The organism is Pseudomonas cremoris (assembly GCF_014230465.1).
This window is the reverse complement of the sequence record NZ_JAAXCY010000001.1, coordinates 1-22,295: the sequence shown is the minus strand read 5'-3', so window position 1 is coordinate 22,295 and position 22,295 is coordinate 1. Positions and strand designations below refer to the sequence as shown.

16 protein-coding genes are annotated in these 22,295 nt (G+C 62.7%); all 16 read left to right on the top strand.

Translation table 11 applies throughout. The features are described 5' to 3' along the window. The first annotated feature begins 927 nt into the window (after positions 1–927). The 16 genes from HF257_RS00080 to HF257_RS00005 all read left to right on the top strand — a co-directional run bounded on the left by HF257_RS00080 (position 928) and on the right by HF257_RS00005 (position 21,997). On the top strand, positions 928–3,318 hold the full coding sequence (locus HF257_RS00080; protein WP_185704304.1) for a TonB-dependent receptor plug domain-containing protein: 2,391 nt from the start codon (positions 928–930) through the stop codon (positions 3,316–3,318). Between the two features lie 25 nt (positions 3,319–3,343). Next, positions 3,344–4,309 (top strand): amino acid ABC transporter permease, encoded by a 966-nt coding sequence (locus HF257_RS00075; protein WP_185704306.1) that lies wholly within the window; start codon positions 3,344–3,346, stop codon positions 4,307–4,309. Next, positions 4,302–5,075 carry an amino acid ABC transporter ATP-binding protein gene (locus HF257_RS00070; RefSeq protein WP_185704308.1) on the top strand — a complete coding sequence of 258 codons (774 nt, stop codon included), beginning with the start codon at positions 4,302–4,304 and terminating at the stop codon, positions 5,073–5,075. The genes HF257_RS00075 and HF257_RS00070 overlap by 8 nt, the downstream gene beginning before the upstream one ends. A gap of 18 nt (positions 5,076–5,093) precedes the next feature. Further along, positions 5,094–6,017: an ABC transporter substrate-binding protein gene (locus HF257_RS00065; RefSeq protein WP_185704310.1), complete on the top strand. Its 924-nt coding sequence runs from the start codon at positions 5,094–5,096 to the stop codon at positions 6,015–6,017. 12 nt (positions 6,018–6,029) lie between these two features. After that, positions 6,030–7,613 (top strand): flavin monoamine oxidase family protein, encoded by a 1,584-nt coding sequence (locus HF257_RS00060; RefSeq protein ID WP_185704312.1) that lies wholly within the window; start codon positions 6,030–6,032, stop codon positions 7,611–7,613. A gap of 11 nt (positions 7,614–7,624) precedes the next feature. Next, on the top strand, positions 7,625–8,059 hold the full coding sequence (locus HF257_RS00055; protein ID WP_185704314.1) for a RidA family protein: 435 nt from the start codon (positions 7,625–7,627) through the stop codon (positions 8,057–8,059). A 155-nt stretch (positions 8,060–8,214) separates the two neighbouring features. Then, positions 8,215–9,567: an LLM class flavin-dependent oxidoreductase gene (locus HF257_RS00050; RefSeq protein ID WP_185704316.1), complete on the top strand. Its 1,353-nt coding sequence runs from the start codon at positions 8,215–8,217 to the stop codon at positions 9,565–9,567. Positions 9,568–9,581: 14 nt separating this feature from the next. Beyond that, positions 9,582–10,952 (top strand): MFS transporter, encoded by a 1,371-nt coding sequence (locus HF257_RS00045; protein ID WP_332872197.1) that lies wholly within the window; start codon positions 9,582–9,584, stop codon positions 10,950–10,952. 454 nt (positions 10,953–11,406) lie between these two features. Next, entirely contained in the window at positions 11,407–12,240 is an 834-nt protein-coding gene (locus tag HF257_RS00040; RefSeq protein ID WP_185704318.1) for a class II aldolase/adducin family protein, read from the top strand. Positions 12,241–12,250: 10 nt separating this feature from the next. Next, positions 12,251–13,213, top strand: coding sequence for an ABC transporter substrate-binding protein (locus HF257_RS00035; RefSeq protein ID WP_185704320.1), 963 nt, complete (start codon positions 12,251–12,253; stop codon positions 13,211–13,213). A 6-nt stretch (positions 13,214–13,219) separates the two neighbouring features. After that, on the top strand, positions 13,220–15,664 hold the full coding sequence (locus tag HF257_RS00030) for a TonB-dependent receptor plug domain-containing protein (RefSeq protein ID WP_185704322.1): 2,445 nt from the start codon (positions 13,220–13,222) through the stop codon (positions 15,662–15,664). A 13-nt stretch (positions 15,665–15,677) separates the two neighbouring features. Beyond that, a complete protein-coding gene (locus tag HF257_RS00025; protein WP_185704324.1) occupies positions 15,678–17,021 on the top strand; it encodes an LLM class flavin-dependent oxidoreductase in 1,344 nt (447 codons plus the stop codon). Further along, positions 17,018–18,592, top strand: coding sequence for an ABC transporter substrate-binding protein (locus HF257_RS00020; protein WP_185704326.1), 1,575 nt, complete (start codon positions 17,018–17,020; stop codon positions 18,590–18,592). The genes HF257_RS00025 and HF257_RS00020 overlap by 4 nt, the downstream gene beginning before the upstream one ends. Further along, entirely contained in the window at positions 18,589–19,539 is a 951-nt protein-coding gene (locus HF257_RS00015; RefSeq protein ID WP_185704328.1) for an ABC transporter permease, read from the top strand. Before HF257_RS00020 ends, HF257_RS00015 begins: the two co-directional genes overlap by 4 nt. Next, complete coding sequence (locus tag HF257_RS00010) at positions 19,536–20,390, top strand: ABC transporter permease (protein WP_185704330.1); 855 nt, start codon at positions 19,536–19,538, stop codon at positions 20,388–20,390. Before HF257_RS00015 ends, HF257_RS00010 begins: the two co-directional genes overlap by 4 nt. Further along, complete coding sequence (locus HF257_RS00005; RefSeq protein WP_185704332.1) at positions 20,387–21,997, top strand: dipeptide ABC transporter ATP-binding protein; 1,611 nt, start codon at positions 20,387–20,389, stop codon at positions 21,995–21,997. The genes HF257_RS00010 and HF257_RS00005 overlap by 4 nt, the downstream gene beginning before the upstream one ends. Positions 21,998–22,295 lie beyond the last annotated feature (298 nt).

The following is a 22,295-nucleotide window of genomic DNA, read 5'->3' as shown; positions in this document are numbered from 1 at the left end:
CGATCATCGTTCAAACTGTGGGAGCTGGCTTGCCCGCGATGGCATCTACTGGGTGTGTCTGATGTACCGAGTTGTCCGCATCGCAGCGGTGCGGCGATCCGACAAGCCAGCTCCCACAGAAGAGCAGATTTCACAGGGTCAGGAAGCCGAACACGGTCAAAAATGTGGGAGCGGGCTTGCTCGCGAATGCAGTGGATCAGCCAATGAATTTGTTGACTGACACACCGCATTCGCGAGCAAGCCCGCTCCCACATTTGGATCTCCATGTATCAGGCAGACAGCGGTCTGCTCTGGCTTTTGATCTTGATCTTAGGCGCCCCGTTAAACCACGCTGGCCGAACGCAGGCTTGAATCCGTGGGTAACCCGGCAGGACGCCGGGTTAGCCGCCCCGCGCCATGGATGGCGCGTGGCGGCGGCCCACGGATTCAAGCCTTCGTTCGGGCACACCGAGCCTGAGCGAGGTGCCGAGTGGTGGGGCAAGAGCCCTTTGCTTACTTTGAGGCTTTTCCAAAGTGAGCCGCCGTAAGGGCGGAACCATAATCAGCCATCACCAAAAAAACGGATATGCACCCAAACAATTCCAAAAAGACATCATTAAAATGAATAACCACATAAGAAAATAATGAAATCCAAGAATATTAGCTTAGACCAAAACAGCATTATATTTTCAAAACCCATTCCGTTATGTTTGATCGCAACAGCCTACCCCTGACCCTGGATGGTACCCATCGTGATTCAGATTCTGCTCCCATAACCGGGTAACCATCCCCGCCGCAGAATCGTTGGAAGGGAATTCAACGTATGTTGCCGATTCAAACCCCACACGCGCCTTAGCCCCAAATCGCCGCAATACCCCCGAAAAAATTCGAGCGCCGCGCACGACGCGTGACTGCCCGACTTCGCGATTTGGACATGCAGGCAAGCCTATGAAGCAAACGTTAGCACCCACCGCCCTACTGGCCCTGGCACTCTTGGCCAACACCGCCCAGGCCCAGGACGACACCCTCTCCACCGTAGTCGTCACCGGAAACCGTGGCGCCGAGCAGCGCACCGTCACCAGCAGCCCGGTGCCAATCGATGTGGTCAGCGCCAAACAACTGCAAAGCACCGGCAAGCCCGGTTTGATGGAGGCGCTCAGTGCTGTGATTCCGTCGCTGACCCTGCCGGAAAAAACCGGTTGGGACGCCAGCGGCATTGCCCGTGCCCCCAACCTGCGTGGCCTGAGTGCCGCCGAAGTGCTGGTGCTGGTCAACGGCAAGCGGCGCCACACCAGCGCCACCCTGAACATCAACGGGATCAACACCGGCGCTGCGCCGGCCGACCTGGACCTGATCCCCATCAGTGCCATCGACCATGTCGAGGTACTGCGCGACGGCGCCGCTGCCCAATACGGTTCCGATGCCATCGCCGGGGTGATCAACGTGATCCTCAAGGCGGATACCAGCGGCACTTCGGTGACCAACGTCGGCCAGGGCTACGACGGCAAGAAGCAAACCGTGCAACAAAGCCTCAACAAGGGTTTCGAAATCGGCAACGGCGGTATCGTGCAATTGGCGCTGGATGCGCGCAGCCAGAACGATGACAACAAGGCCAGTGCCAACGGCTACACCTACGCCCAGGCCTATGAGCAGGCGGGTCGTTCGACCTACGGCGGCTATGGCACGCCCAAGACCAACCTGCTGACCCTCGGCTACAACGCCGAGCTGCCGATCGATGACAGTTTCAGCCTGTACTCCTTCACTACCTATTCGCGACGCAAGGCCGAGCAGGGCCAGAACTTCCGCCTGCCGACCATCACCAACACGATTACCACCGGGCCTAACGGCTACCCTGGCGGCTACACGCCCACCTGGTTTATCGACGAGGATGATTTCCAGGCAGCGTTCGGCGGCAAAGGTACCGTCGGCGAGTGGGACTGGGATTTGTCCACCACCTACGGACGTAACGACGCTGAGCAGGGCACCACCCACAACCAGAACCCGTCCCTGGGCGAAGCCACGCCGAACCACTTCACTTCCGGTACGTGGATTTCCACCGAGCTGACCACCAACCTCGACTTCAAGCGCGGCTTTGACGTCGGCCTGCAAAAGCCGCTGGACCTGAGCTACGGCTTTGAGCACCGCCGCGACACCTACGAGGTGCAGGCCGGTGACTACGCGTCCTATGCCAACGGCGGCTACTGCGTGGCACCGGGAAATTGCGCATCAAGCGGGGCCCAGGTCACCAACGGTATCTCGCCGGATGAAGAAAGCAGCGCCTCGCGCAACAGCCTGGCCAGTTACGTGGATGTAGGCTTCAACCCGGTGCCGGACTGGTACATCGGCACCGCGTTTCGCTACGAGCATTACAACGAAGGCGTGGGCGCTACCCGCAGCGGCAAGCTGACCACGCGGTACGACTTCACCCCGCAATTCGCCGTGCGGGCCACGGTGAGCAATGGCTTCCGCGCGCCGTCCCTGGCCAACAGCCTGTTCAGTGCGCGCTCCACTACGTATGGCGTGGTGGATGGGGTGTATCAGTCGATCAACTATGGCGTGTTGCCGGTGAGTTCCGCCGCTGCCAAAGCCTTGGGCGCCCAGGAACTCAAGCCCGAGCGCTCGACCAACTTCAGCCTCGGTTTCACCCTCACGCCCACCGACCGCCTGAGCTTCACCGCCGACGCCTACGTGATCAACCTGCGTGACCGCATCACCCTCACTGGCACCTTGCTCGGCCCGGAAATCACCCAGGTGCTGCAGGGCAACGGCATCACTTCCACTTCCGGCGGGCAGTACTTTATCAACGGTGCCGACACCCGCACCAAGGGCCTGGACCTGGTCAGCAACTACAGCCAGGACCTGGGCCAGTACGGCTCGCTGAAGTGGACTGCCGCGTTCAACTGGAACCAGACCACCATCCTTAACTACAAGGAATCCACCACGATCCTTGGCAAGGCCTACGACCTGATGGATCGCCAGGCCCGCAACTTGATCACCGGCGTGCAGCCCAGCACCAAGCTGATCCTGGGCGGTGACTGGAGCATTGACCGCTTCAACCTCAACCTGGCCCTGACCCGCTACGGTTCCTACAAAGAAGTCAACGTCTCCACCGACCGCAGCCTGGATCGGGTCTACAGCGCCAAATGGATCACCGACCTCGACCTTGGCTACAACCTCACCAAAGACCTCAATGTCGCCATCGGCGCCAAGAACCTGTTCGACGTGTACCCGAAAAAACAAGGCGTGCCCAGCAGCACCATGGTCAGCAGCTACGGCACCTATTCGCCCTTCGGTTTTACCGGCGGTTACTACTACACCCGGCTGACTTACGCCTTCTAAGGCCGCAACCCGCGAGGAAGAGAACATGCCCATCGTCGCCAAACCCTATGACCTGATAGATCAGGCCAGCCCGGCTCGCCCGGTCCGTGTCTCCACACCGATCAAGACCCTGCAGGTGGTGCCCGCGCGGCATCCCTGGCGCTGGGCGGGGTCGATCTTCGCCGCGCTGGTGCTGTTGGGCATCGTGCATTCGCTGGCCACCAACCCGCGTTGGGAGTGGGGCGTGTTCGGCCAGTGGTTCTTCTCGCCGTCAGTGCTGCGCGGTCTTGGGCAGACGCTGTTGCTGACCTTGTTGAGTACGGTGTTCAGCATCCTGCTCGGCACTGCATTGGCGTTGGCGCGGCTGTCGGGCTCACCGCTGCTGGCGGCGCTGGCCTGGGGGTACATCTGGTTTTTCCGCTCAATGCCGGCGTTACTGGTGCTGATCATCCTGTACAACTTTGCTTATCTGTATGACCACATCGTGCTCGGCGTGCCGTTCACCGACGTGGTGTTCGCCGAGTGGTCCACCGTGGATGTGCTCAGCCAGTTCACCGTGGCGGTGCTGGGCTTGAGCCTGATGCAAGCGGCGTATGCGGCGGAGATCATTCGCGGCGGCCTGATCGGCGTCGACGCCGGCCAGCATGAAGCGGCGGCGGCCCTCGGTTTGCCGGCTTCGCGACGCATCTTCCGGATCATCCTGCCCCAGGCGCTGCGTTCGATCTTGCCGTCGGGTTTCAACGAGATCATCGGCCTGGTCAAGGGCACCTCCATCGTCTACGTGTTGGCCCTGCCGGAGCTGTTCTACACCGTGCAGGTCATCTACAACCGCACCCAGGCGGTGATTCCGCTGCTGATCGTGGCCACCGTGTGGTACCTGATCATCACCACCGTGCTCACCAGCGCGCAGTACTACGTCGAGCGCTACTTCGCCCGTGGCACTGCGCGCGTGCTGCCGCCCACACCGTTGCAACGCATCCGCCGCTGGCTCAAGGAGAAAAGCCATGAGTGACGCACGCGCCGGCCGCATTCAGATCCAGGGCGTGGGCAAGCGCTTTGGCAACCAGCAGGTGTTGAAAGACATCGACCTGACCATCGACCCAGGCAAGGTCACGGTGATTCTCGGGCCTTCCGGCTCAGGCAAGTCGACCTTGCTGCGCACGATCAACCACCTGGAAAAGATCGACAGCGGGCACATCACCATCGACGGTGAATACGTCGGCTACCGGCGCAAGGGTGACCTGCTCTATGAGTTGAAAGAGCGCGAAATTCTCAAGCGCCGTATCGACGTCGGCTTTGTATTCCAGAACTTCAACCTGTTTCCGCACCTCACCGCCTGGGAAAACATCGCCGAAGCGCCCCTGGCCCACAAGCGCTGGAGCAAGGCCGAGGCGCAAACCAAGGCGGGCGAGTTGCTGGCCAAGGTTGGCCTGGCGGACAAGGTCGACGCCTACCCACGCCAGCTCTCCGGCGGCCAGCAACAGCGCGTCGCAATCGCACGTGCCCTGGCGCTGGACCCCAAAGTGCTGCTGTTCGACGAACCCACCTCGGCCCTCGACCCGGAGCTGGTGGGCGAAGTGCTCGACGTGATCAAGGGCCTGACCCAACTGGGCGTGACCCTGGTGATCGTCACCCACGAAATCGGCTTTGCCCGCGAAGTCGCCGACCACGTGGTGTTCCTCTGCGACGGCCAGTTGATCGAAGAAGGGCCGCCAGAACAGGTTTTCCGCCAACCCCGACATCCCCGCACCGTGGCCTTTCTCGGCAAGGTGCTTTAGTTCAAGGAGTGACTGCCCATGTTTATTTCTACTGCCCGCGTGGCCCTGCTGGCACTCGCCGTCAGCACTGCGCAAAGTGCTTTCGCCGTGCAACAGGTCGACCTCAGCCCCGACCGCGTGCGCATCCATGTGCCGCGTAACGAAGCGGCTATCGCGCAGATTCCGCCAGGCTTCAAGTTCGCCCAGCCGGGCAAGTTCACCGTGGCCGTGTCCGGCGTGGCCGGGCCACCGCTGGCGCTGTTGGCCAATGACGACAAGACCACCATCGGCAGCGAAGCCGACACCGCGCAGTTGGTGGCCGACAGTCTAGGCCTGCAACTCAACGTGGTGCAGACCAGTTGGGAAGACTGGCCGCTGGGCGTCAGCTCGGGCAAATACGATGCGGTGATCAGCAACGTTACGGTGACCGAGGCGCGCAAGAAACGCTTCGACTTCGCTACCTATCGCCAGGATGTGCTCGGGTTCTATGTGAAGAGCACCAGCAAGATCACTGAGATCAAACAGGCCCCGGACATCGCCGGCTTGAAGATCATCGTGGGCTCCGGCACCAACCAGGAAAAAGTCCTGCTGGCCTGGAACGACGCCAACGAGAAAGCCGGTCTCAAGCCTGCGCTGTTGCAGTACTTCGACGACCAGGCCGCCGCGCAACTGGCGGTGCAATCCGGGCGCAGTGATGCGCTGTTCGGGCCCAACTCGGTGTACGCCTATTCGGCGGCGATCACCGGCGGCATCAAGCGCGTCGGCACCGTCAACGGCGGCTGGCCGTTGCAGGCGGATATCGCCGTGACCACGCGCAAGGACAACGGCCTGGTCAAGCCGATCCACACCGCATTGGAGGGCGCGATTGCTGGCGGCCAATACGAGCAGGTGCTGCAACGCTGGGGCCTGGATGTAGAACGCGTCGACAAGTCGCTGATCAACCCACCGGGCCTGCCGGATTAAGGAGCGTCGCACATGGGACTGACACGACGTGAAGCGCTGTCGAGCATCGCTGCAGTAGGCGGCGAAAAGGCCGTCAAGGATGCATTGGCGGTACTGGGCCTGGGGCCTTCGTCGCACCGCCGCCCGCAACCGCTGAAACTCAAGGACGGCCTGGGGCAGGGCACCCGCGTGCTGGTGCTGGGCGCCGGGATTGCCGGGCTGGTGACCGCCCTGGAACTGACCCGCGCTGGGTTCGAGGTGCAAGTGCTGGAGGCCCGTGATCGGGTCGGCGGGCGGACCTGGACGATTCGTAACGGCGACCGCGTGGACTACAAGGACGGTCGCACGCAAACCGCCGCATTTGATCAAGGCCACTACTTCAACGCCGGGCCTGCGCGCATACCCAGCCAGCACCGCACGATTCTCGACTATTGCAGCGAGCTGGGCGTTCCGCTGGAAGTGCTGGTCAACAGCAGCCACGGCGCCCAGGTACGGCCGGATATCACCCAGCCCGCGTTCAGCGTCGGCCAGGCGATCAACGATGCGCGCGGACACTTGTCCGGCTTGCTGGCCAAGGCTGTGCAACGCGATGCCCTCGACGATGTGCTGAGCAGCGAGGAACGCACGCGCTTGCTGGCGTTCTTGCAGGTGTACGGCGACTTGTCGCAAGAGCTGGCCTTTGAAGGCACGATTCGTTCGGGGCACCTGGAGTCACCCGCTCACCCCGGCGCTTTACCGGCCAGCCGCAGCCCGCTGTCGTTGGATCAACTGCTGCATCCAGAGCTGTGGGGCGCGTTGCTGCACACCGAATTCCCGGAGTTCTCCGCCACCATGTTCCAACCGGTGGGCGGCATGGACCGCATCACCGATGCCTTTTACGCACGGGTGCGCGATCACATTCAATTGGGCGCCCATGTGCGGCAGATCCGCCAGTTGGAAGACGGCGTGGCGGTGACCTACCACGACAAGCACAGTGGCCGTGAACACGTGGTGCGTGCCGACTACCTGGTCTCGACCCTGCCACTGCCGCTGCTGGCCAAGCTCGACACGGATTTCAGCGACCCGATCAAGGCCGCCTTGCTCAGTACCCGCAGCGACCAGGCGACCAAAGTGGCGTGGCAATCGCCGCGCTTCTGGGAAACCGACTACCGCACCTACGGCGGCCTGTCCTGGATCGAACACCCGGCGCGCCTGCTGTGGTACCCGAGCAACGACCTCAACACCCGCGAAGGCTTGCTGGTGGCGGGCTACGTGACTGGAGAGGGCGCGGACGTATTTGGCGCGCAGCCTTTCGACAAACAGTACGCCACCTCCAAAGAGGCCGTGGAACTGCTGCACCCCGGCTATTCCAAACACCTGCGCAACCCGCTGGCGGTGTCCTGGGAACAGATCCCCTACAGCGAAGGCCCGTGGCTGCAACGCGAACACTTCCCGGCGGACGCCAGCGCCTTGCTCGAAGCCGGGCATGGCCGCGTGTACTTCGCCGGTGATGGTTTGGTGCAGAGCGGGGTGGGCATCTGGCAGGAATCGGCGGCCAACTCGGCGCGCCATGTGGTCGGGCAACTGGCCGAACGCGTGACCCAACAACGACAGATTGCGGCAGTGGCCGCTTCTTAAGGAGATTCACCATGAGCGACAGCATTCAGCGCACCAGCGTCGGTAATTTCCCGATCTCGCAGACCGTCACCGTGCCGGCCTCCGCCAGCCTGATTTTCGTCAGCGGCACCTTGCCCGACCTGCACGATGCCAACGCCCCGGCGGGTACGCCTGCGGCCTATGGCAATACCGAAGTGCAGACGGTGTCGGTGTTCAACAAGATCCGCCAGATCCTGCGCCAGCAAGACCTGGACCTGGGGGACATCGTGCAGTTGCGCGTGTTCCTGGTGGGCGCCGAAGAGACCGGTGGCAAGCTGGATTTTGCCGGGCTGCAGGCGGGGTATACGCAGTTTTTCGGCACGCCTGAGCAACCGAACAAGCCAGCGCGGACGGCGTTGCAAGTGGTGGCGTTGCCACTGCCCGGTGCCTTGGTGGAAGTCGAAGCCATCGCCGCCAGAACTAACTGACTGACTCGGTCAAAACTGTGGGAGCGGGCTGGCTCGCGAAAGCGGTGGGTCAGTCAGCAAATCTGGTACCTGATACACCGCATTCGCGAGCAAGCCCGCTCCCACATTTTGGTCCGCTTTCTCCAGTTATATCCAATTATTTCAGGAGTGTTCCCATGTCCACCTCACCCCGGCAACTCAAATTCGGCGCCATCCTTACCGGCGTCGGCACAGCACAAAACGAATGGCTGCACCCGCAGATCCCCGGCAATGCCAGCGTCGATATCGATTGGTATCGCGCCCAGGCCAAACAGGCGGAGGCCGCCAAGTTTGACCTGGTGTTTATCGTCGACAGTCCCTACATCACCCCGGATTCGGCGCCGCACTTCCTCAACCGCCTGGAGCCGTTAACCCTGCTCTCGGCCATCGCCGGCGCCACCTCGAAAATCGGCCTGGTGGCGACCCTCACCACCTCGTACACCGAACCCTTCAACGTGGCGCGCCAGTTCGCCTCGCTGGATCACATCAGCGGCGGCCGCGCCGGTTGGAACGTGGTTACCACCGGCCTTGAAGGCGCTGCCGGCAACTTCGGGCTTGAGCAACATATCGACCACACTGAGCGCTACCGCCGCGCTGCCGAGCACCTGGATGTGGTGCAGGGCCTGTGGGACTCCTACGAAGACGACGCCTTTGTGCGCGACAAGCAGAGCAAGGTGTTCCTCGACCCGCAACGCCAACATCGTCTCGACCACCACGGCGAGTTTTTCTCGGTGACCGGGCCGTTGAACATCGAGCGTTCGGCCCAGGGCCAACCGGTGATTTTCCAGGCCGGTATTTCCGAGTCCGGGCGTAGCCTGGCGGCCAGCTATGCCGAGGGGATCTTTGCCGGCGTGGGTAATTTCGAAGATGCCCAGGCGTACTACAGCGACATCAAAAAACGTACGGCTGCTGCCGGGCGCAACCCCGATCACGTGACGATCTTGCCGGGTATCTCACCGATCATTGCCGACACCGACGAACAGGCCCAGGCCATCGACCGTGAACGCAACGGTGAACTGGACCTGAACAAGGCGCTGGTGCAACTGGGGCGGCCGTTCAACTACCACGATTTCAGCCAGTACCCACTGGACGAACCCTTCCCCGAACTGGGCGATTTGGGCAGCAATGGCTATCGCGGCCATGCCGAGAACATCAAGCAAGTCGCCCGTGACCAAGGCTTGACCTTACGCCAGGCGGCGTTGCGTTTTGCCAAGCCGTTCTCCAGCTTTGTCGGCTCGCCCAAGACCGTCGCGGATGAGATTGAGCGCTGGTTTGTCGAAGGTGCCGTGGACGGCTTCAACATCCATGTGGGCGCCCCGGATGACTTCGCCAAATTTACCGACCAGGTGCTGCCGTTGCTGCGTGAGCGCGGGTTGTTCCGCAGCGAGTACAGCCACAGCACCTTGCGCGGGCACCTGGGCCTGCCGGTGCCGGTCAACCGCCACACCGCCGCGCGCGCGGTTCAACCCCTGCAAGCGGTAGGTGCATAAATGTCTCCAACAGCGTGAGCGCGGCGTTCGATTACCGCGTGCCGGCGATTGCCGGGTGTGCCTTGTTCATGGAGTTGCTCGACGCCACGGCGGTGCTGACCGCATTGCCGCAAATGGCCACCGACTTCGGCGAGCCGGCGTTGCGCATGAACCTGGTGGTGTCGTTGTACCTGTTGGCGGCAGCGGTGTTCGTGCCGGCCAGCGGCTGGGCGGCGGACCGTTATGGGCCGCGCCGGGTGTTCCTCACGGCGATTGCGTTGTTCACCTGCGCCTCCCTGGCCTGTGCGTTGTCCAGTTCATTGCTGCAACTGTCACTGGCGCGCCTGGCCCAGGGGGCGGGCGGGGCGATGATGGTCCCGGTGGGGCAGGTGATCCTGCTGCGCTGGGCCTCGCGGGACAACCTGCTGCGCGCCATGGCCTTTCTTACCGCCCCCGCGTTGTTGGGGCCGGTGATCGGGCCACCGTTGGGCGGGGTGCTGGTGACGTATGCGGCCTGGCAGTGGATTTTCCTGATCAACCTGCCCATCGGCGTGTTGGGGTTGTGGCTGGTGTGGCGCTACATCCCGGACTATCCGCCGGGTGAAGCGGGGCCGTTTGATGCACGGGGGTTGCTACTGAGTGCGGCCAGCCTGGCGTGCCTGGTGTTTGCGTTTGAGGCATTGGGGCATGGACTGCTTGAGGCGTTGCCGATTGTTGGGTTGGTGGTGGCCGGTGCGCTGTTCGCCTGGCTCTACGTGGTGCATGCGCGGCGTTGTGAACGGCCGTTGCTGGACCTGACGTTGTTGCGCATTCCGACTTTTTCCATCGCGATCTGGGGCGGGAATGTGTTCCGTCTTGGCAGCGGTGCGTTGCCGTTTCTGTTGGTGTTGTTGTTCCAGTTGGGGTTTGGCTTGAGCCCGCTGGAGGCGGGGTTGCTGACGTTTGCCGGTGGCGCGGGGGCGTTGGCGATCAAGTTCGTGGCGGCGCCGATTGTGCAGCGGTTCGGGTTTCGCCAGACGTTGGTGGGCAATGCGTGTTTGTGTGGGCTGTCGATTATCGGGTGCGCGGTGTTTCGCGCTGATACGCCGTATCTGGTGATAGTGGGCGTGTTGTTTTTTGGCGGCGTGGCGCGATCGCTGCAGATGAGTACGTTGGGGGCGTTGACCTATGCCGACGTGCCGGCGGCGTTGTCCAGCCGCGCGAGTAGTTTGGCGGCGATGACGATGCAGTTGAGTTTGAGTTTGTCGGTGGGGGTGGCGGCGACGGTGCTTGGGGTGGTGCAGCGGTGGCGGGGGGAATCGGTCGCTACGGTTGAGAGTATTGTTGTGGTGGTGGTTTTTAGTGGGGTGGTGTGTGGGGCTTCGGTGGTGGTGTTTCGGCGGTTGCGGTCTGGGGTTGGGCTTTGAGTACATATCCATTGCTGCGGTAACGGCCACTTATGGTTCCGCTCTTACAGCGGCTCACTTTTGGAAGGACCGGAATGCCGGCCCAGCCAAAAGTGAGCCGCCGTAAGGGCGGAACCCATATCAGCCATCACCCAAACAACGGATATGTACTCAACCAAAAAATGCAATTCTCTGATCATAAAAATAAGAAATATTAAAAATCCTGATTATTAGCATATGACTACAAAGCCTTTTACAGACGTTTCTTAGACGAATACCTTTCAGTACAGAGACAACACACTCGACCCGACCCCTCGCATGGTGGAGGTGAGCACCGACCCAACCCAACTGCGAGGGGCCCCCTGATCATGACAACCTGACCGCTTTCCCCGCCGCCACACCGTCCTTGCGTTTCCACCGCCGGCCAAGCCGAGCCACGGATTCGCTCGCCCAAAAAAAAGATCAGGGTCACCGTATGAGCCATTCCACACTGTTCCCCCAAACCATCTACACCTTGCCCTACGACAACAACCGCCTAGCCCTGGGCGCAGTGCCCAAGCTGGACGACCCCCTGCAAGAACGCGTAAACCGCAAGCAAAAACTCGCCGCCGCCTACCGCCTGTTCGGGCGCCTGGGCTACGAAGTCGGCGTGGCAGGGCACTTCACCGCCCGCGACCCGGTGCACCCGAACCACTACTGGATCAACCCACTGGGCGTACCGTTCTCGCAAATCACCGTCTCGCACCTGCTGCGTGTGGACAGCAACGGCCAAGTCGTCGAAGGCGAAGGCCTGCTCAACACCAGCGCCCTGGAACTGCACCACGACTTGCAACAGGCGCGTCCTGAAGTGGTCGGCATTGCCCACCTGCACGGCTTCCACGGTCGAGTGTGGTCGTCTCTGGGCCGCTTGTTTGACCCGATCACCGCCGAGTCCGGCGCGTTCCTCGATGACCAGGTGATCTTCCCGCGCCACGCCCTACGCACCGCCACTGGCGCGCTGGAACAAGACCGCAAGATCGTCGCCCAGGCCTTTGTCGAAACCTTCGCCCAGAACAACCTGCTGGTGTGGCAGAACCACGGCCTGTGGGTCACTGGCGAGACTGTGGAAAGCGCCGCCTGGCGTTTCATCCTCGCCGAAGACACCGCTCGTGTGCACCTGCTGGCGCACTCGGCGGGTGCACCGTTGATTCCTGCGCCGGATGCACTGGAAGGCGGTATCGACAGGGCGCGGCATGAGTTTTTCGCCTGGCTCAACTTCCTGCCGCTGTGGGACCAGATCCGCACTGAAGAACCCGACCTGCTCAACTAAGGCGCCCACCATGCACAGTCTTTCCCGACGGCAATTGCTGCTGGCCGGTGGCGTGCTTGCAGCCGGTTCCTTGCTGGGCCGTCAAGCCCATGCCGCCGAACCGTTGCGTGTCTGGCGCTACAAAGGCATGGCCGCGTCGTTCATGGCCGATGCCGGCCAGGCGGATACGCCGTACCCGGTGGAGTGGGTCGACGTCAGCGGCGGCAACCTGGTGTTGGAGGCCTTGAGCAGCGGTCATCTGGATTACGCCTTCATGAGCGAGATTCCGCCGATTTTTGCCTCGATTGCCAAGGTGCCGATTGCGTTGGTTGCGCTGTTTCAAGGCGACCAGAACGACACCAGCCTGGTGGTGAAAAAAGACAGCGGCCTGCGCACGGTCCAGGACCTCAAGGGCAAGACCATCAGCTATGTGCGGGCCACCAACACCCACTACTTCGTGCTGAACATGCTCGCGCAAAACGGCTTGTCCTTGGCCGATGTGAAGGCCGTGCCGCTGCCGGTGCAGGACGCGCTCACCGCGTTTCGCAACGGCCATGTGGATGCCATTGCCACGGGCGGCATCAGCGCCCTGCAAGCCATCAGCCAAATGGACGGCGAGCTGCTGGCGGACGTCAGCCGCTACTACTCCGGCAACTACGTGATTGCGACCACGCAACAGGTATTGGCCAACCCTCAACGCCGCAGCCAGGTAGGCGATTTTTTGCGGCGTGAGAAAGCCACCTGGGACTGGGTCAATGCCCATCCCGAACGCTGGGCCGAGCGCAGTGAAGCGCTGACCGGTATCGACCGCGCGTTGTACCTGCGCCAGTTCCAGCAGCGCAGCCGACCGGCGCGCCTGCTAGGTATCGATACCGACGCCATCAACTCCCAGCAGCAGGTGGCCGACCTGTTTTACCAAAACCATTTGATTAGCCAGAGCGTCGATGCACGACCGCTGTGGCGCGACGACTTCAACCCTATTCTGAACAGTTGACCTGCCATGAAACTCACTGCCTACCGCTCCACCCTGCAACTTGCACCCCTGATGTTCGCCGGCTTCAGCATGCTGCCGGTCTATGCCGCCACCACCGATGACACCCTGGACACGGTGATCGTTACCGGCTCCCGGGGCAGCGAAGCGCGCACCGTCACCAGCAGCCCGGCGCCGATCGATGTGATCAGCGCCCAGCAACTGGAGAAAACCGGCTCCAGCAGCCTGCGTGCCGCGCTGCAGAAAACCTTGCCGTCGTTTTCCCAGCGCCCCTCGGGCACGTCCAACGACAGCGTCGCCCGGCCCTATAGCCTGCGCGGCCTCAACGGTTCCAACGTGCTGGTGCTGGTCAATGGCAAGCGCCGTCACAACAGCGCGGTGATCAACCTCGACTCCACGGCGGCCTACGGCACCAACCCGGTGGACCTGGACATGATCCCGGTCAGTGCCATCGACCATATCGAGGTGCTGCGCGACGGCGCCTCGGCGCAATACGGTTCGGATGCGATTGCGGGGGTGATCAATATCATCCTCAAGCAAAACGACCATGGCGGCTCGGTCAGCACCTCCTACGGCGAATACACCAAGGGCGATGGCGGCACCATTCGCCAGACGCTGAACAGCGGGTTTGCCTTGCCCAATGACGGCTTCTTCAACCTGTCCCTGGATGCCAAGTCCCAGCAGACCGCCGTGCGTGCGCGGGATGCGACGGGCGCGTTCTATTACCGCCAGCCCGACGGCTCGGCCGACCCGCGCGAGGCCAACGACAAGGATGTGCAGAAAAACGGCCTGCCGAAAATCAAGGCGATCAACGTCGCGTACAACGCCGAATTGCCGCTGGACGATGTGACCCTGTATTCGTTCTCCACCCTCAGTAACCGCGATGCGCGCGGTGGGCAGAACTACCGGCGACCGAACTCCACCAACATCATCCCGTCGATCTACCCCGACGGCACCGCGCCGTTCTACACCCTGCGCGAGACCGACTACCAAGTGGCAGCCGGTGGCAAGGGCAAGGTCGCCGAGTGGAACTGGGATTTGAGTTCGACCTTTGGCCGCGACAAGGGCGTGGCCGGTGCCGATGACACCCTCAACGCGTCGCTGGGTCCGTCGAGCCCGACCCACTTCACCACCTACACCAACTACTTCGACCAGTGGACCAACAACCTCGACCTCACCCGCGCTTTTGACGTGGGCCTGAGCAAGCCGCTGCAAATCTCCGGCGGCCTTGAACACCGGCATGAGCGTTACAAGACCGAGTCCGGCAACCCGCTGTCGTACATCAACGGTGGCTATATCTACCCAAGCGGCCCACTGGCCGGGCAGCCTGGCGCAGTGGGCGCGCAGGGTGCGATCACCCTGACGCCGGAAGACGAAGGCCAGGCCAGTCGCAACAGCTACGCCAGTTATGTGGATGTGGGCGTCAACCCCACCGAAAAGCTCTACGTCGGCGTGGCCGGGCGCTTCGAGCATTACGACGACGACTCCGGCAACACCCGCAGCGGCAAGCTGTCGCTGCGTTACGACCTGACCCCAGAGTTCGCCTTGCGCGGCACCCTGAGCAATGGTTTCCGCGCACCGTCGCTGTCGCAGTCGGTGTATGCGCAAACCGCCAACCAGTACACCTCGGTCAACGGCGTGGCGCAGTTCGTCGAGGCCAAGTCGGTACGGGTCGATTCCGTGCTGGGCCAGGCCCTCGGTGCTGAGGCGCTCAAACCGGAGAAGTCGCGCAATATCAGCGTCGGGTTTGCCTGGAAGCCGGTCCAGGAAGCCAACGTGACCCTGGATGCCTACCAGATCGAGATCCGTGACCGCATCGCCCAGACCGGCTTCCTGTATGGCACCGGCGTTGATCAGATCCTGCAAGCCAACGGTTTCCGCCCTGGTTACCGGGTGAAGTACTTCACCAACGCTGCCGACACCACCACGCGCGGTATCGACCTGGTCACCGACTACCGCGTCGATTACGGCGCCCTGGGTACCGTCAAGTACGGCGTCGCGGCGAACTACAACAAAACCACCATCGACAGCATCAAGTCGACGCCTGCCTCCCTCACCGCCGCCGGCAGCAACCTGGTGCTGTTCGACCGCGTGGCCCAGGGTTACCTGACCGTGGCCAACCCCAAGACCAAGCTGATCCTCAGCGCTAACTGGAAGGTCGACAACTTCGACATCAACGCCGGCCTGACCCGCTATGACAAGGTCATCGCCCGCGACGCCAACCCCGCCTATGACGTGACCTACGGCGCCAAATGGCTGACCGACCTGGAGGTGGCCTACAACCTCACCAAGGACCTGAACCTGGCGGTGGGCGCCAACAACATCCTCAACGTCAAGGCCGACAACAACGCGTTCCCCCAAGGCGATATCAACGGTTTTCCGAAGTTCGGCAGCATCTCGCCGTTCGATCCCTACGGTGCGTTCTGGTACACCCGCGCCACCTACAACTTCTGATGAGGACTGCGACATGAGCCAACACGACCGCCAAATCCTGCTCGGCGCCTTCATCCCCAGTGCGGGCATCATGGGCTCCGCGTGGCGCCACCCGAGCGCCGCCACGGACTCGTTCCGCGACTTCGAGCACTACCGCTGGATCGCCGAGAAACTTGAAGCAGCGCGCTTTCATGCGCTGTTCTTCAATGACTCGGTGAACGTCGAACTCGACCTGCAGGCCCTGGCACGCGGGCCCAACAGCGTGCGTTGGGACCCGCTGGTGCTGCTGCCGGCGCTGGCGTTGGTCACGCGCCATATCGGCCTGATCGCGACCGCCAGCACCACCTATAACGAGCCGTACAACATTGCGCGCAAGTTCGCGAATATCGACCACTTGAGCGGTGGTCGGGTGGGCTGGAATCTGGTGACGTCCCTGGGCGGCGGCGAGAATTTCAATCGTGATGATCACATTAAGCATGCCGACCGCTACGAGCGCGCCGAAGAGTTCTATGACGTGGTCACCGGCCTGTGGGACAGCTGGGCCGACGATGCCTTTATCCAGGACAAGGCCAGCGGGAAATGGCTGGATACCGACAAGCTGCATGTGCTCAACCACCACGGCAAACACTTTCAGGTGCAAGGCCCGCTGAACGCTTCGCGGCCAGTGCAGGGGTATCCGGTGATCGCCCAGGCGGGGTCGTCCGACGCCGGTCGGCGGCTGGCTGCGCGGGCAGGGGAGTTGATTTTCACCGCGCAACACACGGTGGAGCAGGGCCTGGCGTTCTACCAGGAGATTAAGCAGACCGCTGCTGCATTGGGGCGCAACCCTGAGCACCTGAAGGTGCTGCCGGGGGTGTCCACTGTGATTGGCCGTACCCAGGCGGAAGCCCAGGCCAAGTACGACCAGTTGCAGGAGCTGCAAGACCCGAAAACCTTCCTCAGTTCGATCTCGCGCTTTACCAGCCTGGGTTTTGACCTGTCGGAGCTGCCGTTCGATTCGCTGGTGCCGCTGCCGCCGGAACACTTCGACACCAACACCCACAAGAGCCGGCAGAAACTGGTGTTCGACCTGATTCGCCGCGAGCGCCCAACGGTGCGCGAGCTGTTCAACAAACTCACCGCGGGTGGCCATCGCATCCTGATCGGTACGCCCGAAAGCGTGGCGGATGACTTCCAGGAGTGGTTCGAAAGCGGCGCTGCCGATGGCTTCAACGTGATGTTCTCCGGGCTGCACCAAAGCATCACGGACTTCACCGAGGGCGTGGTGCCGGAGTTGCAGCGTCGTGGCCTGTTCCGTCGGGAATACCAGGGCCAGACCCTGCGCGAGAACCTTGGGCTGCCGTATATCGCCAACCGTCATCAGGGAGCGCGTACATGAAGCAGCTTTCAGTCGCGATGCTGGCGTTGCTCTTGACGGCGTGCGGCGGGCCGTCCGACAAGGTCACCCAGGCGGATGCCTCCAAACCCCAAAGCGGCGGCACCTTGCGCGTGGCGCTGGACGGCGACCCGCAGTGCGTTGACCCGCAGCAGGCCGGCAACAACACCGCGCTGAACGTGGGGCGGCAACTGGTGGATTCGCTGACCGATCAAGACCCGGTCACCGGCGACATCGTGCCATGGCTGGCCGAGCGTTGGGAGGTGGACGCGGATTCGCGGCGCTTTACCTTCGTGCTGCGCCAAGGCGCCACGTTCAGCGATGGCGCGCCGGTGGACGCGGCTGCCGTCAAGGCCAACCTGGAAGCCATCGTCGCCTTGGGCGCGCGTTCGATACTGGGCTCGACCTACCTGGCGGGCCTCAAAAGCATCGAGACGCCGGACAGCCACACCGTGGTGGTGGCGTTCGAGCAACCCAACGCGCAATTCCTCCAAGCCACCTCGACCATGACCTTGGGGTTGTTGTCGCCGGCCAACCTGGCGCTGCCTTCGGGCGACCGCTGCCAGGGTCAGTTGGTCGGTTCGGGGCCGTTTGTGCTCAAGTCATTCGTGCATAACCAGAAGGTCTCGCTGGTGCGCCGTGACGACTATGCGTGGGGTTCATCGCTGTCGGCGCACAAGGGCAAGGCCTGGCTGGACGCTATCGAGTTCCTGATCATTCCCGAATCCGGCGTGCGCCTGGGCAGCCTGGCTTCCGGGCAGATCGAGGTGAACACCAGCGTGGCACCCCAGGATGAGCCGAGCATCGAAGGGCAAGGCCTGGTGCTGTTGACCCGTGCCAATCCCGGCGTGGTATACAACCTGGCACTGAATGAATCGACGCCGCTGTTCGCCGACGTCAAGGTGCGCCAGGCACTGAGCAAGGCGATTGACCGCGCCGAGTTGCAGCGCATCATTTCACGCTATCAGAAACCGGCGACTGCGTTGCTGGCCACCAGCACGCCGCTGTACCGCGACTTTTCCAGCCTGTTGGCCTATGACCCGGACGGCGCACGCAGACTGCTGGACGAAGCCGGGTGGCAAGTGGGTGCCGACGGCGTGCGGGTCAAGGATGGCAAGCGTCTTTCATTCCGCCTGGACTATTGGCAGCAGACGCCGATCCTGGAACTGGTGCAGCAACAGTTGAAAGGCGTGGGCATCGAGTTCCAGTTGAACAAGTCCACCATCAGCCAGGTCACCGCGATCCAGGCAGGCGGGGATTTCAGTGTGCGTTTCCTCAACCTCACCCGTGCCGACCCCGATGTATTGCGCACGGTGTATTACGCCCAGGGCTACAACATTAACCAACGCCAGCCGAGTGAAGTGGACCGGTTGTTGCGCGAGTCCTCCGAAACCCTCGACGCCGCCAAGCGCCAAGTGCTGGTCGACCAGGCCAGTGAGTTGCTGCTGCGCGACGGCCATGCGATAGCCTTGGTGGAGCTGGCGACGGTGTTGGCCCACGGCAAGAAAGTCCAGGGCCTGCATTACGAAGCGTCGTCACGCCTGCAATTCTTCGACACCTGGTTGCAGCCATGAAAGGCGCGGCGTTTTACCTGTTGGCCCGCGGCGGGCAGGCGTTGTTGGTGTTGTGGGCGGCGTTCAGTCTGTCGTTCGTGATTCTGTATGCGCTGCCCAGCGACCCGGTGAGCATCATGCTGAACCAGAGCGGCGAGCAGAGCACGGTCAACCAGCAGCAAGTGGCGCAGTTGCGTGCGCAGTACCATCTGGATGAACCGCTGGCGGTGCAGTACGGCATTGCGTTGTGGCATGCGGTGCAGCTGGATTTTGGTAACTCGATCCAGAGTGGCCAGCCGGTGTCGGCCTCGCTGGCTGAAGCGTTGCCGAAGACGGCGGCGCTGGCGCTGGTGTCGTTGGTGGTGTCGTTGGTGCTGGGTGTGGGCCTGGCGCTGCTGGCCAGCCTGACCCGCCAGCGTTGGCTGCGCGATTTACTGCTCGGTTTGCCGGCGGTGGCGGTGTCGCTACCGACCTTTTGGGTGGGGTTGCTGCTGTTGCAGTGGTTTTCGTTTGGCTGGCACCTGTTCCCGGCGATGGGCAATCAGGGGCTGGCCTCGTTGGTGCTTCCGACACTGACCTTGGCGATTCCCACCAGCGCAGTGATCGCCCAGGTATTGGCGCGTTCGCTGGCGGCCACCTCGCGGCTGCCCTTCGTCGATGCCCTGCGCGCCAAGGGCCTGAGCCCGTTGCGGGTGCTGCTGACCCATGTGCTGCATAACGCGGTGATCCCGATCCTCAGCCTCAGCGGTGTGATTGTCGGCTCGCTGCTGGCCGGTTCCGTGGTCACCGAAACCGTGTTCTCCCGCGAAGGTATCGGCCGCCTGGCCCAAGGCGCGGTGAGCAGCCAGGACATCCCGGTGGTACAGGGCGTGGTGGTGCTGGCGGCGCTGATATTCATCACGGTCAACCTGTTGGTGGACCTGTTGTATCCCTTGCTCGATCCACGCATTCGCGGAGCCGCACGATGAGCCTTGCATTGACTGCCGTGCTGCCACGGCTGCGTTATTTCACGCTGCTGCGGCGGCGTCCGTTGTTGCCGCTGGGCGTGATCGTGTTGTTGCTGGTACTCGGTTGGGCGCTGTGGCCGCAGTTGTTTACGCATTTCGATCCGTTGCTCGGCGTGCCGGCCAACGCATTGCAAAGCCCCTCGACTACGCATTGGTTCGGCACCGATCACCTGGGGCGTGACCTCTACAGCCGCACCGTATACGGCGCTGGGCTGTCGTTGCGCGCGACGTTACTGGCGGTGTTGATCGCGTTGTTCAGCGGCATTGTGCTGGGTGTATTGGCCGGCTTCTTTGGTGGCTGGGTCGACGCGGTGCTGATGCGCTTGGTGGAAGTACTGATGGCAATCCCCGCGCTATTGCTGGCGATGGCGGTGATCACGGTGCTGGGGTTTGGCACGGTGAATATCGCCTTGGCGGTGGGGTTGTCGTCGGTGGCGACCTTCGCCCGCCTGGTGCGGGGTGAAGTGCTGCGCTGGCGCGCCAGTACCTTTGTCGAAGCGGCGTCGGCCTGTGGCGTGGGGCCGTGGACCATTATCGTGCGGCACATCCTGCCCCACGCCAGCGCGCCGGTGTTGGCCTTGGCGGCGCTGGAATTCGGCAGCGCGGTGCTGTCGGTCTCGGCCCTGAGTTTTCTCGGCTTTGGCGCACCGCCACCGCAACCGGAATGGGGGTTGTTGGTGGCCGAAGGGCGTAACTACATGATCTCCGCCTGGTGGTACACCAGCCTGCCGGGCCTGGTGGTGGCGGCGGTGGTGGTCTCGGCCAACCAACTGGCGCGGGCGTTGCAACAGGATCAAGGAATTGTGAGATGACCGAGCAAGTGTTGTTGGATGTACGCGAACTGCGCATCGCCTACCACGGCCGTGACGGGCGCACCGAAGGCGTGGCGGGTATCGATTTTCAACTCAAGGCCGGGGAAATCCTGGCGATTGTCGGCGAGTCCGGCTCGGGCAAATCCACCACCGCAGCGGCGCTGGTGGGGTTGCTGGCGGGCAATGCGCAGATCGAATCCGGCAGCATTCGCCTGGCGGGGCAGGAACTGACCACTGCCAGCGAGCGCCAATGGCAAAGCATTCGCGGACGCAGCGTGGGGTTTGTGCCCCAGGACCCGGCGTTGTCCCTGGACCCGGTGAAACGCATCGGCCAGCAGTTGGTGGAAGCGTTGACCCTGCACGGCGTACCCAAACCGCTGGCGCGCCAACGCAGCTTGGACCTGCTGCGGGAAGTCGGTTTGGTGGAGGCCGAACGGGTTGCGCGAGGCTATCCCCACCAACTCTCCGGCGGCATGCGCCAACGGGTACTGATCGCCATCGCCCTGGCCAACGACCCACCGCTGGTGATCGCCGACGAACCCACCAGCGCGCTGGATGTGGGCGTGCAGAGGCAGATTCTCGACCGCCTGCAAACCCTGGCCCGCGAGCGCGGCACGGCGGTGCTGTTGATCACCCATGACCTGGGCGTGGCGCTGGACCGGGCGGATCGGCTGCTGGTGATGCACCAGGGCCGGATTGTCGAGACGGGCGCGGCGCGCCAGGTATTCCAGGCGCCGCAGCATGCCTATACGCGGCAACTGCTGGAAGCGGCGCCGAGTTTATTGGTGCAGCAACGGCGGCAGGTGAGTGCAGTGCGCTCTGATGCAACACCACTGTTGACGGTGCAGGGGTTGAGCAAGGACTTCTCCACCTGGCGCCAACCGGGGCCGTTGGCGGTGGACGATGTGTCGTTCCACTTGCCACGCCACGGCACGACCAGCCTGGTCGGCGAGTCGGGCTCGGGCAAATCCACCACGGCGCGGTTGATCCTGGGGCTGGAGCGGTTGGACAGCGGCAGTGTGCTGTTTGACGGGCAAGACATCAGCCGGGTATCGCGGCGCGATTGGCAGGCGTTGCGACGGCGGATTCAGGTGGTGTATCAGAACCCTTATGCGTCGCTGAACCCACGCTTGAGTTTGGAGCAGATCATCAGCGAGCCGTTGCAGGCGTTTGACATCGGCGACGCGGCTTGGCGGCGACAGCGCGCGGCGACGTTGCTGGAGCAGGTGGAGTTACCGGCGCGGTTGCTGGGGAGCCGACCCGTGGAATTGTCCGGTGGGCAACGCCAGCGCGTGGCGATTGCGCGGGCGTTGGCGTTGGAGCCGCAGTTGTTGGTGTTGGATGAGCCGTTGTCGGCGCTGGATGCGTCGATTCAGGGGCAGATCTTGAAGTTGCTGGGGGAGCTGCAGGAGCGGTTGGGGTTGAGCTATTTGTTTATTTCTCATGATTTGGCGGTGGTGCGGCAGATTTCTGATCATGTGGTGGTGATGCGCTCGGGTAGGGTGGTTGAGCAGGGGGATTGTGAGCAGATTTTTACGGCGCCGGGGAGTGGGTATACGCGGAGTTTGTTGGCGGATATTCCGGGGCGGTTGTTGGAGGTTGGGTGATGGGGAGAGATGGGGTACATATCCGTTGCTGCGGTAACGGCTGCTTAGGGTTCCGCTCTTACAGCGGGTCACTTTTGGAAGGACCCAAAAGTAACCAAAAGGTCCTCGCCCCAACACTCGGCACCTCGCCTAGGCTCGGTGTGCCCTCACTCCGGCTTTGGAGCGTACCCACGCTCCAAAGCCTGCGTTCGGCCAGCGTGTTTGACGGGGCGCTTCTAGATCAAAAGCGAGAGCGCGGCGGCCTTAGAGCCGACCGGTTTTTTTGTGCCGATCACCTTTCAAACTGTGGGAGCGGGCT

Bases quoted from the DNA above. Each gene is read 5' to 3' on its own strand.
- HF257_RS00080 (WP_185704304.1), top strand. From the start codon at position 928: ATGAAGCAAACGTTAGCACCCACCGCCCTACTGGCCCTGGCACTCTTG.
- HF257_RS00075 (WP_185704306.1), top strand. From the start codon at position 3,344: ATGCCCATCGTCGCCAAACCCTATGACCTGATAGATCAGGCCAGCCCG.
- HF257_RS00070 (WP_185704308.1), top strand. From the start codon at position 4,302: ATGAGTGACGCACGCGCCGGCCGCATTCAGATCCAGGGCGTGGGCAAG.
- HF257_RS00065 (WP_185704310.1), top strand. From the start codon at position 5,094: ATGTTTATTTCTACTGCCCGCGTGGCCCTGCTGGCACTCGCCGTCAGC.
- HF257_RS00060 (WP_185704312.1), top strand. From the start codon at position 6,030: ATGGGACTGACACGACGTGAAGCGCTGTCGAGCATCGCTGCAGTAGGC.
- HF257_RS00055 (WP_185704314.1), top strand. From the start codon at position 7,625: ATGAGCGACAGCATTCAGCGCACCAGCGTCGGTAATTTCCCGATCTCG.
- HF257_RS00050 (WP_185704316.1), top strand. From the start codon at position 8,215: ATGTCCACCTCACCCCGGCAACTCAAATTCGGCGCCATCCTTACCGGC.
- HF257_RS00040 (WP_185704318.1), top strand. From the start codon at position 11,407: ATGAGCCATTCCACACTGTTCCCCCAAACCATCTACACCTTGCCCTAC.
- HF257_RS00035 (WP_185704320.1), top strand. From the start codon at position 12,251: ATGCACAGTCTTTCCCGACGGCAATTGCTGCTGGCCGGTGGCGTGCTT.
- HF257_RS00030 (WP_185704322.1), top strand. From the start codon at position 13,220: ATGAAACTCACTGCCTACCGCTCCACCCTGCAACTTGCACCCCTGATG.
- HF257_RS00025 (WP_185704324.1), top strand. From the start codon at position 15,678: ATGAGCCAACACGACCGCCAAATCCTGCTCGGCGCCTTCATCCCCAGT.
- HF257_RS00020 (WP_185704326.1), top strand. From the start codon at position 17,018: ATGAAGCAGCTTTCAGTCGCGATGCTGGCGTTGCTCTTGACGGCGTGC.
- HF257_RS00015 (WP_185704328.1), top strand. From the start codon at position 18,589: ATGAAAGGCGCGGCGTTTTACCTGTTGGCCCGCGGCGGGCAGGCGTTG.
- HF257_RS00010 (WP_185704330.1), top strand. From the start codon at position 19,536: ATGAGCCTTGCATTGACTGCCGTGCTGCCACGGCTGCGTTATTTCACG.
- HF257_RS00005 (WP_185704332.1), top strand. From the start codon at position 20,387: ATGACCGAGCAAGTGTTGTTGGATGTACGCGAACTGCGCATCGCCTAC.